This is a genomic window from Collinsella aerofaciens (assembly GCF_001405375.1).
In the GTDB taxonomy this organism is placed as follows: Bacteria; Actinomycetota; Coriobacteriia; order Coriobacteriales; family Coriobacteriaceae; genus Collinsella; species Collinsella aerofaciens_F.
On the sequence record NZ_CYYP01000010.1, the window covers coordinates 18,504 to 31,545 of the forward strand.

General features: G+C 60.5%; 11 protein-coding genes. 7 read left to right on the forward strand and 4 right to left on the reverse strand.

Annotated features, from left to right (window positions below; all coding sequences use genetic code 11):
• Nucleotides 1–22: 22 nt before the first annotated feature.
• Nucleotides 23–892: a patatin-like phospholipase family protein gene (locus tag ARB25_RS06115; RefSeq protein ID WP_082421904.1), complete on the reverse strand. Its 870-nt coding sequence runs from the start codon at nt 890–892 to the stop codon at nt 23–25.
• A 128-nt stretch (nt 893–1,020) separates the two neighbouring features.
• Between ARB25_RS06115 and ARB25_RS06120 the strand changes: the two genes are divergently transcribed.
• The 7 genes from ARB25_RS06120 (at nt 1,021) to ARB25_RS06155 (ending at nt 7,186) form a co-directional block, all read left to right on the forward strand.
• Nucleotides 1,021–1,317, forward strand: a complete 297-nt coding sequence (locus ARB25_RS06120) for an EAL domain-containing protein (RefSeq protein ID WP_082421905.1) — start codon at nt 1,021–1,023, stop codon at nt 1,315–1,317.
• A gap of 334 nt (nt 1,318–1,651) precedes the next feature.
• Entirely contained in the window at nt 1,652–2,974 is a 1,323-nt protein-coding gene (locus tag ARB25_RS06130) for a diguanylate cyclase domain-containing protein (protein ID WP_082421906.1), read from the forward strand.
• A 74-nt stretch (nt 2,975–3,048) separates the two neighbouring features.
• Nucleotides 3,049–3,672 (forward strand): flavodoxin family protein, encoded by a 624-nt coding sequence (locus tag ARB25_RS06135; protein WP_055286646.1) that lies wholly within the window; start codon nt 3,049–3,051, stop codon nt 3,670–3,672.
• A 16-nt stretch (nt 3,673–3,688) separates the two neighbouring features.
• Entirely contained in the window at nt 3,689–4,030 is a 342-nt protein-coding gene (locus tag ARB25_RS06140) for an arsenate reductase family protein (protein WP_055252194.1), read from the forward strand.
• A gap of 86 nt (nt 4,031–4,116) precedes the next feature.
• Nucleotides 4,117–5,247 (forward strand): GTP-binding protein, encoded by a 1,131-nt coding sequence (locus ARB25_RS06145; RefSeq protein ID WP_055286648.1) that lies wholly within the window; start codon nt 4,117–4,119, stop codon nt 5,245–5,247.
• A gap of 95 nt (nt 5,248–5,342) precedes the next feature.
• Nucleotides 5,343–5,942, forward strand: a complete 600-nt coding sequence (locus ARB25_RS06150; RefSeq protein ID WP_055286650.1) for a tRNA (cytidine(34)-2'-O)-methyltransferase — start codon at nt 5,343–5,345, stop codon at nt 5,940–5,942.
• 143 nt (nt 5,943–6,085) lie between these two features.
• A complete protein-coding gene (locus ARB25_RS06155) occupies nt 6,086–7,186 on the forward strand; it encodes a DUF8462 domain-containing protein (RefSeq protein WP_055286652.1) in 1,101 nt (366 codons plus the stop codon).
• A 40-nt stretch (nt 7,187–7,226) separates the two neighbouring features.
• On the opposite strand, the gene ARB25_RS06160 is transcribed toward ARB25_RS06155, so the two are convergent.
• From ARB25_RS06160 to ARB25_RS06170, 3 genes are all read right to left on the reverse strand, one after another.
• Complete coding sequence (locus ARB25_RS06160; protein ID WP_082421907.1) at nt 7,227–9,740, reverse strand: excinuclease ABC subunit UvrA; 2,514 nt, start codon at nt 9,738–9,740, stop codon at nt 7,227–7,229.
• Complete coding sequence (locus ARB25_RS06165; protein WP_055286655.1) at nt 9,733–10,851, reverse strand: DUF8462 domain-containing protein; 1,119 nt, start codon at nt 10,849–10,851, stop codon at nt 9,733–9,735. The genes ARB25_RS06160 and ARB25_RS06165 overlap by 8 nt, the downstream gene beginning before the upstream one ends.
• 93 nt (nt 10,852–10,944) lie before the next feature.
• Complete coding sequence (locus tag ARB25_RS06170) at nt 10,945–12,948, reverse strand: GTP-binding protein (RefSeq protein ID WP_055286657.1); 2,004 nt, start codon at nt 12,946–12,948, stop codon at nt 10,945–10,947.
• Nucleotides 12,949–13,042 lie beyond the last annotated feature (94 nt).

Here is a 13,042-nt window from a genome sequence, read left to right on the forward strand (position 1 = left end):
GCCGAGATGGCGGCAGCGGCCTCTACCCTGCCAGATATGTCTCCAGTGCCGGCAAGGTCGCCTCAGCATCGCGACGACCAATCTGATAGATGCGCTCGAGCTCATCGGGCTCGCGGCACAGCGACGGCACTTTCACCGATTCGCTCGGACGCACCACAAAGATATCGCCGGCGGCCTCACGACGTGCCAAATCATCGAGCGTGGCATTGTAGACCTCATGCCGATGCTCAAGCGCTGCGACAAACTCCGGATAGTGACGGAACACGCGACGCAGCATAGGCATCACGCTGTTGGGCTGCTTCACAAAGCCCGCCGGCTGCGTGAGCACCACGATATTGCGGTCATACCCCTGCGCAAACAGCCATGCACTGGGAATAGAATCAGCCACGCCGCCATCCAGGTACTTGCGGCCCTCAATGGCGACAGGACGCGTCGCCACGGGAATTGCCGACGACGCCCGGATCCACTCGATATCGCGCTCGTCGCCATACGGCAGATCGTGATAGACAGCCTTGCCCGTCTCGATATCGGTACACACGCACGTAAATCGCATGGGGCAGGCGCGATACGCCTCCAAGTCGATGGGATCGCGCTCGATAGGCACCTCGTGATAAGCAAAGTCGGCATTGAACATATCGCCGGTTCGCAGCCAGCTGGTCACGCTCGCATAGCGCTTGTCGGCGCAATAGGCCTTGTTATAGCGAATGGCGCGGCCGATCTGGCGCGATTTAAAGTTGTAGCCAAATGCCGCGCCCGCCGAGACGCCCACCATATGGTCGCAGGTCAAACCGTGCTCCATCCAAACGTCGAGCACGCCCGCCGTATACATACCGCGGTAGCCGCCTCCCTCGAGCGCCAGCCCCACCGTGCGCGTCATATTTGACTGTGCCATGCGACCATCTCCGTTCCTGCGTTTTAAACCGGGACAAGTATACCCGTCAACATATATCGTCCCAGTCGCATTTTTATCGAACATCGCATCGTCGCGCTACCGCCTGTCGAATAATAGCCGCCCACAGCATGTGCACCCATATCCCCGCACTCGAGGAAAGCGGCTTTATGGTGACGCTCGACAAGCACATTTGGCAGATTGCGCCCGTCGACGGCGATCATGGCCGCAGCACGCAAATCATTTCATCAATGCTCGAGATGGCGCATTCGCTCCATCTGCCCGTCGTGGTCGAAGGCGTCGAGACAAATGAGCAGGCGAACATGCTGCGCCACATGGGCGCCCGATACGCTCAGGGCTTCCTCTACTACCGCCCCATGCCGGCGAAGGATTTTGAGGCATTGCTCGATGGTGACAATAACAACTGATACGCTCGCGCGCAAAACGCCACCGTCGAAGGGGTCATTTGTCTCCATTAGCTAACTTATATCCCCAATTCAAACCGAATTGGGGATATAATACAAACCGCTGTTCCGCCCAAGGAGGTTATCCATCACGAACGAATCATATCGCCTGGGCGAGCAATCGATTATTGCCTATCTTCAGCGACTTGCGAATGGCATCTCGACCGCCGAACTCGATGTTGCCGCGCTGCCTGCTGAGCTACGCGCCGTTGGCGAGCAACTGCAAAAAACGCACGCCATCCTGCAGCAAGAGCGCCGGCTGCTTGAGAGCAACGCCTATATCGACCCGCTCACCAACTTGGGCAACCGCAACGGATTCGACCGTCACGTCGAGCAACTCTGGCACAAAGGTGACCCCTTCACCTGCGCCTATATTGACATCGACCATCTCAAACATTGCAATGATAGGTTTGGCCACGCCGAAGGCAATCGCTATATTCTGGGCATCTGCCGCACGCTCTCCGAAACCATGGAGCACGATGAGATGCTGTTCCGTATCGGTGGAGACGAGTTTGTGCTTATCTCGCTCTCCGCAAACGAGACTGAACTCGAGCAGCGCTTGGAGCAGGTACGTGCCGGGCTGATCGAGGCGAGCTCAGGTGGCAAGGCGCCCATGATCGGCAGCTTTAGCTTTGGCTGCTCGCGCGTCGATCCACTTGCCGGCGACACGCGTCGCCAGATGACGATGGATGCCGATCGCAAGATGTATCGCTATAAGCTTATGCATCGTGTGCAGCAACCGAAAGACGATGACGCGCCGCAACGCCCAATCGTCGATCAGCTTCCCTGCAACGACCGGGTGTTCCAAGCGATCTCCATGAGCTCCGAGACGCGCTATCCGTTTATCCTCAATCTCGATACGGGCGAATCGCAATGGTCGGTTAACGCCGTGCGCGATTTTGACCTGCCCTCCCAGCACCCTTTTAACTCACTCGGCATGTGGCTCGCCCGCGTTCATCCCGAGGACCGCGACAACGTACGTGCCGAGCTCGACATGGTGATAAACGGCACGTGGCACTTCCACTACATGCAGTATCGCGTAATGGATGCCACCGGAAAATACGTGCTTTGCGACTGCACGGGCTACCGCTTGGACGGCACCGATACCGAGCCCAGCATGTATGTGGGCATTATCATCAACCGAAGCCTAGCGGATACGACCGACTCGGTAACGGGCCTGGGCGATATCCACGCGCTGGTCAACGCTATTGGAGAGATGCGCCGCGTGGCGCGCGAGGCAGGCTTTATTGCCATTAAGGTCGACGGTATCGCCGAGGTCAATGCCCGCTTTGGATTCGATGCAGGCGACCGCGTGCTCGCCGAAAGCGCCGCCTGCCTCATGGATTGTTCGCGCGGCAAGGGCCGCCTGTTCCGCTCGACGGGACCAACGTTCGTGGCACTCTTCGATGAGCTCGGCCCCGAGGCAATCGACGAGATCGCAAACGACATCGAACGGTTCCTGGGCTCTCCCGTGCTCATCGGCTCACTTGAATATCAGCCGCCCATTCGCGTGGCCACGCTCCATCTGGACGGCGTCGACCGTCAGCCCGTTTCCATTTTGAACGAGCTCAAAGCGTTGCTCGGGAAAGCCGTGCAGGTGCCAGGTACCAAACTGGATTAACGCCGCGCCCGCGCCGCCTCCCCCATCGTGCGATAATCCTCTGCAGAAGTCACCGAAAGCAGAGGGAGTTTGTGATGAAGGTTCTTTTGGTCAATGGCAGCCCCAAGGCAAACGGCAACACCGCTCGCGCGCTTGCCGAAGTCGCCGAGCAATTGCATGCCGAGGGTATCGATACCGAGGTGTTCCAGCTGGGCGCCAAGCCCATTCGCGACTGCATTGGCTGTGGTCAGTGCGGCAAGCTCGATTGCCGCTGCACCTTTGACGACGACGTGGTCAACGAGCTCATCGCTGCAGCCGAGCAGGCAGATGGCTTTGTCTTTGGCTCGCCTGTCTACTACGCGCACCCCAGCGGCCGCATTCTCTCGGCACTCGATCGCGCATTCTATGCCGGTAGCAAGGCTTTTGAACACAAGCCGGGCGCTGCCGTCGCCGTCGCCCGTCGCGGCGGTACGTCGACGACCTTCGACGTGCTCAATAAGTACTTCACCATCAACCAGATGCCTGTGGTAGCGTCCACGTACTGGAACAACGTGTTTGGTGCCATGCCGGGCGAGGCCACCCAGGACGCCGAGGGCCTGGCCACCATGCGAAACATCGGCAAGAACATGGCCTGGCTCCTTCGCTGTATCGAGGCAGGACAGGCCGCCGGCATCGAAGCCCCCGAAGCCGATCGCGAGCGCACCAACTTTATCAGGTAGAACGGCGGAACATACTATGAACGTGCAAATCTTCGGCACCAAAAAGTCGTTCGACACCAAGAAGGCCCAGCGCTATTTTAAGGAGCGCCGCATTAAGGTGCAGTTTATTGACCTTAAGGAAAAGGAGATGAGCAAGGGCGAGCTCACGAGCGTGATGCAGGCGGTCGGCGGCATCGACAAGTTGCTCAACCCCAAAGCCAAGGACGAGGAGACGCTCGCACTCATCCAGCACCTCACCCCCAGTCAGCGCTTCGACAAGCTGCTCGAGAACCAGCAGGTCTTGGCCGAGCCCATCGTGCGTAACGGCAAAAAAGCCACCGTCGGTTATTGCCCCGATGTATGGGGAGCCTGGGAGTAGCTTGTGTTATTTGCCGGCGCGCGGGTATAAGAGCAGGCGTTTGGCATAAGATTCAACTGTAAGCCATGTCTAACAAAGGAGGGCACATGCCCAACAAACCCGTGAAGATCATCATGCTTACCGGCTACCTCGGTGCCGGCAAGACCACGCTGCTCAACCACATCCTCGCTAACGACGGCGGCATCCGCGCCGCCGTGATCGTCAACGATATCGGCGAGATCAACGTCGACGCCAGCCTTATCGCCGACGGCGGCCTTTCCGAGACCGACGACCTCATCCCGCTCACCAACGGCTGCATCTGCTGCACGCTTTCGGATGACCTGGCCAACCAGCTGCAGGGCATCGCCGATTCGGGCAAGTTCGACTACATCATCATCGAGGCATCGGGTATTTGTGAGCCTATCCCCATCGCCTACACCATCTCGAGCTTCTGCGACGAGGCCAAGGTGGGCGGCGAGCCCAAGCTCGCGCTCGACAACATCGTGGCCGTGGTCGACTGCGCCCGCATGTACGACGAGTTCAACGGCGGCCGCGACCTGCTGGCTGAGGATATCGACGAGGACGACATCGAGAGCCTGCTCATCCAGCAGATTGAGTTTTGCTCCACGCTGATCCTCAACAAGACCGATACCGTGAGCCCCGAGCAGATCGCCGAGCTCAAGGCCATCGTGCGCAGCCTGCAGAAAGACGCCGTGATCGTCGAGGCCCAAAACGGCGAGGTCCCCATGGAGGAGCTGCTCGATACCGACCGCTTCGACTTTATGCGCGCCTACAACTCCGCCGCCTGGATCGAGGCCATGGAGCATCCCGAAGAGCACGACGACCCCGAGGTGCTCGAGTACGACATCGAGACCTTTGTGTACTCGCGCCGCAAGCCGTTTGACCTGCAGAAGTTCACCGATTTTGTTGAGCAGGAGTGGCCCGACGAGGTCATCCGCGTCAAGGGTCCGCTGTGGCAGACCGGCAATCCGGACATGTGTTACATGTTTGAGCAGGCGGGCCACCAGATGCGCCTGATGGAGAACGGCCTGTTTGTCGATTCGGCGCCCGAGGGCGAGAAGCAGAAGATCATCGACGAGAACCCCGAGATCATGCAGATTTGGGACGACGAGACGGGCGACCGCATGACGAGCCTGTGCATCATCGGCCGTCACATGGACAAGGATGCACTCATCGCCTCCCTTGATGCCTGTCTGACCGACTGGCACCGCGCCTAGGTTTATCCAAGCGGGCATTTTTCCGCCTACGTAACCGCCAAACCACCACGAAGGTGCCCTTCGTGGTGGTTTTTCGTTCTGAGCCAAGGAGATTCATGTTCAACATCGTGCTGTACGCGCCCGAGATTCCGGCCAATACGGGCAATATCGGCCGCACCTGCGTGGTTACCGGTGCCCGCCTGCATCTGGTGGAGCCCCTGGGCTTTTCGCTCGACGACAAGACAGTGCGCCGCGCCGGCCTGGGCTACTGGCAAAACTTGGACGTGACGACTTATGCCGGCTGGGAGGATTTTCTTGCGCGCAACGACCTCTCCCCTGCCGATGGTAGCCTGCATCTGCTGACCAAAAAGGCACGCCGCACCTATGCGCAGAGTACCTACCGCGATGGAGACTACTTGGTCTTTGGCAGCGAGAGCTCGGGCATTCCCGAGCCACTGCTTGCCGCGGCGTCCGAGCGTTGCGAGCGCATCCCGATGCTGCGCGATTGCGACTCACTCGATAACGCCGAGGCCTGGGAAGCCCACGAGGAATCGCTGGGGCATATCGAGGACGGCCATGAGGCCATCCTTCGGCAGGATATCTGCGGCAACTTCGTCAATCCGGACGACTACCGCATCAGCGCACTCAACCTCTCCAACAGCGCCGCCATCGTCCTCTACGAGGCCCTACGCCAAACAGGCTTTCCGGGAATGTGACAAAGGAACTGCCCCTTTGTCACATTCAGGCGCCACGCCGATGGCACACACGCCCAATTGATGCTCTAGATAAAGAGCCTCACTTTTAATCAGAATTAACTAAAGTAAAATGAAGTTAAACGGCGGTGTGAAAGGAGAGCCTTGTGGAATATCTCGAGAACCCGTTTACCCCCAGTTTTGGTGAGGTTCCCGCCCATCTCGCTGGCAGACAACAGATTATTCGGGATTTGGACCGTGCCTTCTTGAGCCAGCGCAGGCGCCCAGAATTGACCTCGATCTTCTCAGGCGCGCGTGGAACCGGTAAAACCGCTCTCATGTCGTCGCTCGCGACAAGGGCGGAATCCCACGGCTGGATAGCCGTAAAGACGACCGCGCTCCCGGGAATGCTTGAGGAACTCGAGTTCGGGGCGAAACGCGCCGCAGCCCATCTCATCGACCCGTCCAACCACTTCGAAGTCACCGGCCTCGGAATTGCACCGCTCGGCAGCATCGAGGTCAATCGTGTCCACGATGCCTCAACCTGGCGTTATCGCATGAGCGACATCATCGACCAGCTCAACGAGGCGGGCACCGGTCTGCTCGTCACGGTTGACGAGGTGGACCCGACACTCGACGAGATGATTCAGCTCGCAGCGACGTATCAGCACTTTGTGACCGATGGGAAACGCGTCGCCCTGCTCATGGCGGGACTTCCCAACAACGTCTCGACGTTGCTGAACCACAAGACGGTCTCGTTCCTTCGCCGCGCCCAACAATATCATCTGGGTCGCATTGCCGACTATGACGTACGCGAGGCCTTGATTCGCACGATCCAGGAAAACGATCGCTTGGCAGATGCCGAGGGAATCGATAGAGCCGTTCGCTCGATCTCTGGTTTTCCCTTCCTATTGCAACTCGTAGGCTACCGTGCCTGGGATCTCACAAGCGATTCGAAGGAGATCTCGTCACGCGACTTTGACCTGGGAATCAAAATCGCGCGCGACGAGATGGACGACCGAATCCTCGCGGCAACCTATCGGGAACTCACTGCAGAGGACAAGCGATTCCTCATCGCCATGCTCGATGACGAGGAAGAGTCCACCACCGCTGACCTTGTCGAGCGCCTTAGGCGTTCGCCGCAGCAGGTCTCCCGCTACCGACGCCGCATGATAGACGCCGGCATCATCGGGGAGCGAGGACGAGGGCTCGTCGCATTTGAATTGCCATTCTTCCGCGACTATCTCTCCGCTCAGTGCGTGAAATAGGCATCAATGAGGCAAAGGGACTGTCCCTTTGCCTCATTGTCTATAGGTAGCGGCCGGTGATGCTTGCGGAGCAAACTGCGATGTCGCCCGGAGTGCCGGCGCAGACGATTTGCCCGCCGGCGTCGCCACCGCCCGGGCCCATGTCGATCACGTAATCGGCGTTGCGGATAAGGTCGAGGTCATGCTCGATCACGACAACTGTGGCGCCCTTGGCAACGAGTCCGTCGAACACACTCAGCAACACCTGAACATCGAGCGGATGTAGTCCGATCGTGGGCTCGTCAAATACGAATACGGCATCATCCTGCACGCGGCCCATCTCACTCGCGAGCTTAAGGCGCTGTGCCTCACCGCCCGAAAGCGCCGGTGTGGGCTCGCCAAGCGTGAGATAACCCAGGCCCAGGTCGTGCAAGGTCTGCAAGCGCACCTGAACTTTCTTGAGTCCCACCGTAGCGTCGAGTGCCTCGTCCACGCTCATATCCATAAGCTGCGGCAACGTAAGCAGACTGCCATCCTTGCCTTCGCGATGGATATGCGAGGCGGCCTCGGCGTAGCGCGAGCCACGGCATGCCGGGCAGACGATCTCGACGTCGGGCAGAAACTGCACGTCAAGCGATATCGAGCCCGTGCCGTCGCACGTAGGGCAGCGCAGGGCACCGGTGTTGTAGCTAAAGGCGCCCGCCTTATATCCCGCCGCCTTGGCCTCGGGCGTACGTGCAAAGGCGCGGCGCAGCTCGTCATGAATGTCGGCATAGGTCGCTACCGTCGAGCGCACGTTGGCACCGATGGGCGTGGCGTCAATCAGGTTGGCACGGGCAATGCCCTCGGCATCGACCCAACGCACGTGCCCCGGCAAGCGTTCGCCGGCTGCCTGCGCCTTGAGCGCCGGGATGAGCGTCTCGAGCACCAACGTCGTCTTGCCCGAACCCGAAACGCCCGTCACCGCGACAAGGCGGCCGCGCGGGATATCGACTTCGAGCGGTTTGACGGTATGGATGGCCTCGGTTGCCATGCGGATATGGCCCTGGTCGAACATTTCCTCATCAGTCACCTGCGGACGCAAGCGCTTGGACTCTGAGCGCAAAAACGGCGCGATGCGACTGCCCTGCGATTGCTCGACCTCGTCTACCGTACCAGCGGCGATCACATTGCCGCCGCCTGCTCCGGCAACGGGACCCATCTCGACCAGATAGTCGGCATCCGCCAGTACGCGCGTATCGTGGTCGACAACAACCACGGTGTTACCGTCATCCACCAGATCTCGCATCACGCCTACCAGGCCGTCGACATTGGCAGGATGCAAGCCGATCGAAGGCTCGTCCAGCACATAAAGCACGCCCGTCGATCGGTTGCGCACCACACGGGCGAGCTGCACACGCTGGCGCTCACCCGTGGAGAGCGTGGCACCGGCGCGGTCGAGTGAAAGGTAATCGAGACCCAGGTCGACCAGACGACGGGCCGTGCTCAAAAATGAATCGCAGATATCCGCTGCCATGGGCTGCATCTCGGCCGGCAAGGACATAGGCACCCCACGCACCCACTCAATCGCCTCGCCCAGCGTCATAGCCGCCGCCTGTGCCAGATTGATACCGCGCACCTGGGGCTGGCGCGCAGCCTCGGAAAGACGCGTGCCACCACAGTCACGGCATGGCCCCTCGCGCAAAAAGCGTGCAACGCGTTTGAGGCCCTTATCGTCTTTGACCTTGGCGAGCGCATTCTCAACGGTATAGACGGCGTTGTAATAGGTAAAGTCGAGCGGCGTGGCGCCCTCCCCGTTTTTGGGAACGTAGAGAATGTGCTTCTTAACCGCCGGGCCGTGGAACACGATGTCGCGCTCTTGAGGCGTGAGCTGGTTAAACGGCACGTCGGTACGCACGCCCATCTCGCCTGCCACCTGCTTCATCAGATCCCACATGAGCGTGCCCCAGGGAAGGACCGCGCCCTCGTTGATAGTCTTTGACTCGTCGGGTACCAGGCTCGCTTCGTCCACCTCGCGCATGACACCGGTGCCGCCGCAGGTGGGGCATGCACCGCCGCTGTTAAAGGCAAGGTCCTCGGCACTCGGCGCGTAGAACTCGCGGCCGCATGTCGGACACGTGAGCGACAGGCCCGCAGCCACGTTAAGGCTCGGCTCCACGCGTGCCCCGCAATGCGGGCACACGTGATGGGCGCAACGGCTAAAGAGCAGACGCAGGCTGTTGTTGAGCTCGGTCATGGTACCAAAGGTCGAACGCACGCCCGGCACGCTGGGGCGCTGATGCAATGCGAGCGCCGCCGGCACGTGCAGCACCTCGTCCACCTGGGCGTGTTCGGCCTGCGTCAGGCGACGTCGAGTATAGGTGCTGAGTGCTTCCAAGTAGCGACGCGAGCCCTCGGCATAAAGAACCCCCAGCGCCAGCGAACTCTTGCCCGAACCCGATACGCCGGCAATGCCCACGAGCCTTCCCAGCGGAATATCGATATCGATGTCCTTGAGGTTATGGACGCGCGCACCGCGCACCTCGATAGCCTGCGGGCCCATCTTCTGTTCCGTCACCTTTATCACCCTACTCATGCCATAAAACACGATCGCGAATGTACGCGCCCAGCATGGGCACGGTAAACCGGACGAGGCCGTATCCGGCAGCCTCGATGATGCGCTCGCGAATCAGGCTTGCGCGATATTTACTCGCCCAGCTCTGGGTACGCTCGCAACGCTCAATGATGTCCGCCATGCGCGTCGGCTTGCCCCCGTCAGCCGCCATGGCCTCGATAAATAGGCGCTGCGGACTGCGCAACCCGTAATACAAGGGAGCGTCAACTGCTTCATAGAACTCGGAGACGGCATCCGCATGGCCATCCTCGACATCGCACCTTTCAATGACCTGCGAGTTACGTCGGACAGCAGAGCGCCACATGTAATAGCCCACCAGCTGGACCATATAGGGATGCCCCATGCTCCTGCGCGCCGCAAGGTCCGCCGTCTCCGCATCAATGTAAAGACCAGCGTCTTTGACCGTCTGGACATACGAATCGCGCACCTTGGGCAAAGATATCGCTCCCAACGTACGCTGCTGGGCACGCCGCAAAAACGTTACGCTCGGCTCTTCGAGCAAATCGTCAACCATGCTGGGTAAGCCGGCGAACACCAGCGCAAGACCGCGCTGGTCGCTATCGGGCAAGCCCGTGGCATCCTGATCTCCGAGCACTTGCTGGTAGAGAACGGCAAGAGCCGCCAGTTCCTCGATAGACGCCGATTGTGCCTCGTCAATCGCAAACAGCATGCCTTTGCCTGGATCGAGCTTCTTAAGGCGCTCGTTGACCAGCCCGCGCAGCGTTTCACCCTTTGCACGCGCCGCCTCGACCGACATGCGCCCGAATGATGGACTGAGTTCCATTGACGTCACAACGGGTTTATTCGAGCGAAGTGCATCGGCCAAGCGGTCGCATAAGCCAAGCGAAGCGGAATCGGAGACAACCGCCCATCCGCGTTCGTTGGCCAGACGTTGCAGCTCCCGCAGGAGAACCGTCTTGCCGCAGCCGCGGTTTCCCGTAATGAGCATGAGCCTACCCGGCGCTCCGGCGCCGTTATCGAACCCTTCCTCGAAATCTTCGATGACCGACTCGCGGCCGATGAGTATCGGGGGCCGCTTGCCAGCCGTGGGCTTAAAGGGATTTGGATTCATGTCGGCCTCCTCGGATTGGCAAACCCTGCCTATAGTTATACCAACTTATACCGAGTTATACCAACAGCAGGTAACAAAAGGGCCGCCCTTCTATCACCTACGGCAGAAAAACTCCGCGTCTGCTGCTCGCCAGGGGCGGAAGGTGGCGGGATCGACCTTTACGTGCGCCGCGGCGGGGACGTCGTACCATTTGACCGTGTAACCGGCGCCGTGAGAGCAAAAGACCGAATCGGGCGTGTTGGGCAGATCGGCCTCGGGCTCATAGGCGGCCGTCTCGATTACGCGCTCGGCATCATGGCAAGCCGCATAGCCGGCGAACTCCAGGTACAGATGCCCGCGACCGCTCGTGTAGGCAGCTACCTCCAGGGCATAGTCCTGCACCTCGGATGCCGGCACGCGACCCACAAGCTTCGCCCGGTCTCCCGCCATCGTCGGCGGCTCGTACTCGGCACCCATGCGCGTAGCATCCGAGAGCGCCCGACCCACGCACTCCCCCGGCACCTCGAGCTCAAAGCGATACCACGGCTCCAGCAGCACCGCCGCGCCGGCCTCGCGCGCCTGCATGAGCCCCTGGCGAATCGCGCGGTACGCGGCCTGGCGAAAATCGCCGCCCTCGGTGTGTTTGGCATGCGCACGGCCGCCCGTGAGCGTAATGCGCACATCGGTGATGGGCGAGCCGGTCAGCACGCCCAGGTGATCGCGCTCCATAGCGTTGGTGAGCGCCAGACGCTGCCAGTTAAGATCGAGCTCGTCGGTCGAGGTCACGGTCCCAAACTGCACGCCCGAACCCGCTGGCAACGGCTCCAAGCGCAGATGCACCTCGGCATAGTGGCGCAATGGCTCAAAGTGCCCCACGCCCTCGACCGGCTGCGAAATGGTCTCCTTATAGAGAATGCCGCCGGGCTCAAACGCAATCGAAAGGCCAAAGCGATCGGCCAACACCCGCTGCACGACCTCGAGTTGCACGGCGCCCATCAACTGCAAATGAATCTGCTCAAGATGCGTATTCCAGCTTACGTCGAGCATGGGGTCTTCGTCCGCCAGCTCAGTCAGTGCTTTGAACACCGCGTGGATATCGTGTTCACCCGGAAGCACCGTATAGGTGAGAACTGGCGCAATGACGGGCGCATCGCCCGCGGGCTCCGCGCCTAGGGCGTCCCCTGGGCGAACGTGTGCAAGACCCGTCACGGCACAAATACCGCCAGCAGCAACTTCTTGGGCAAGCTCATACTTTTCGCCGTTATAGATGCGTACCTGATCGACCTTCTGTTCCCACGCCTCGGCACCGGAACGTCCGTCAATCATCTGCTTGGCATGCAGCGTGCCGCCGGTCACTTTAACCCATGCCAAGCGCTCGCCGCGATCTCCGCGGCTCACGCGGTAGACGCGCGCGGCAAACTCCGGGCGCCATGCCTGTTCGCGCATCAGCGCACATATGCCATCCAGCAGCTCGTCCACGCCTTGGTCCTTGAGCGCCGAGCCGGCAAAGCAGGGAAACAACTTTCGCTCTGCGACCAGCCGCGAAAGCGTGGCAGTCGAAAGCTCCCCTGCGTCGAGAAACTCCTCGAGCGCCGCCTCGTCCAACGCAGCAGCGTCCTCCTGAACGGCGCCGCCCGCCAGCAGTTCGTTGGCATCCAGGCAGCCTTCGGAAAGGCGCTGCCCGAGCTGTGCCAGCAAAACATCGCGGCCGGGATTCTCCAAATCGATTTTGTTGATATAGATGAACGTCGGGATGTCATAGCGCGCAAGCAGGCGCCACAGGGTTTCGGTGTGCCCCTGCACGCCGTCGTTGGCGCCCACAACCAAAATCGCGTAGTCGAGCGCGCGCAATGTGCGCTCCGCCTCGGCAGAAAAATCGACATGCCCCGGCGCGTCCACGAGCATGACATGGGTATCGCCATGGTCGAGCACGGCCTGCGACGAGAAAATCGTGATGCCACGCTCGCGCTCGATCGCGTTAGTGTCCAGATGCGAATCGCCATCGTCCACGCGGCCGCGCTTGCGAATGCGACCCGCGTTGAATAGCATGGCCTCGGCCAACGTGGTCTTGCCGGCATCGACATGCGCCAAGATTCCAACGACCGCTTGCTTCGACATGGCTCTCCTCTTATTGCAAGCCCATCGCACACGGCAACGGGCATCCTCGTCCCACACTGGATGATACAATTTACGGGCCGGCGGGCGAAGCGGG

Coding starts and splice junctions, on each gene's coding strand:
- ARB25_RS06145 (WP_055286648.1), top strand. CDS start 4,117: ATGCCCAACAAACCCGTGAAGATCATCATGCTTACCGGCTACCTCGGT.
- ARB25_RS06115 (WP_082421904.1), bottom strand. CDS start 892: ATGGCACAGTCAAATATGACGCGCACGGTGGGGCTGGCGCTCGAGGGA.
- ARB25_RS06165 (WP_055286655.1), bottom strand. CDS start 10,851: ATGAATCCAAATCCCTTTAAGCCCACGGCTGGCAAGCGGCCCCCGATA.
- ARB25_RS06150 (WP_055286650.1), top strand. CDS start 5,343: ATGTTCAACATCGTGCTGTACGCGCCCGAGATTCCGGCCAATACGGGC.
- ARB25_RS06140 (WP_055252194.1), top strand. CDS start 3,689: ATGAACGTGCAAATCTTCGGCACCAAAAAGTCGTTCGACACCAAGAAG.
- ARB25_RS06135 (WP_055286646.1), top strand. CDS start 3,049: ATGAAGGTTCTTTTGGTCAATGGCAGCCCCAAGGCAAACGGCAACACC.
- ARB25_RS06120 (WP_082421905.1), top strand. CDS start 1,021: ATGTGCACCCATATCCCCGCACTCGAGGAAAGCGGCTTTATGGTGACG.
- ARB25_RS06170 (WP_055286657.1), bottom strand. CDS start 12,948: ATGTCGAAGCAAGCGGTCGTTGGAATCTTGGCGCATGTCGATGCCGGC.
- ARB25_RS06160 (WP_082421907.1), bottom strand. CDS start 9,740: ATGAGTAGGGTGATAAAGGTGACGGAACAGAAGATGGGCCCGCAGGCT.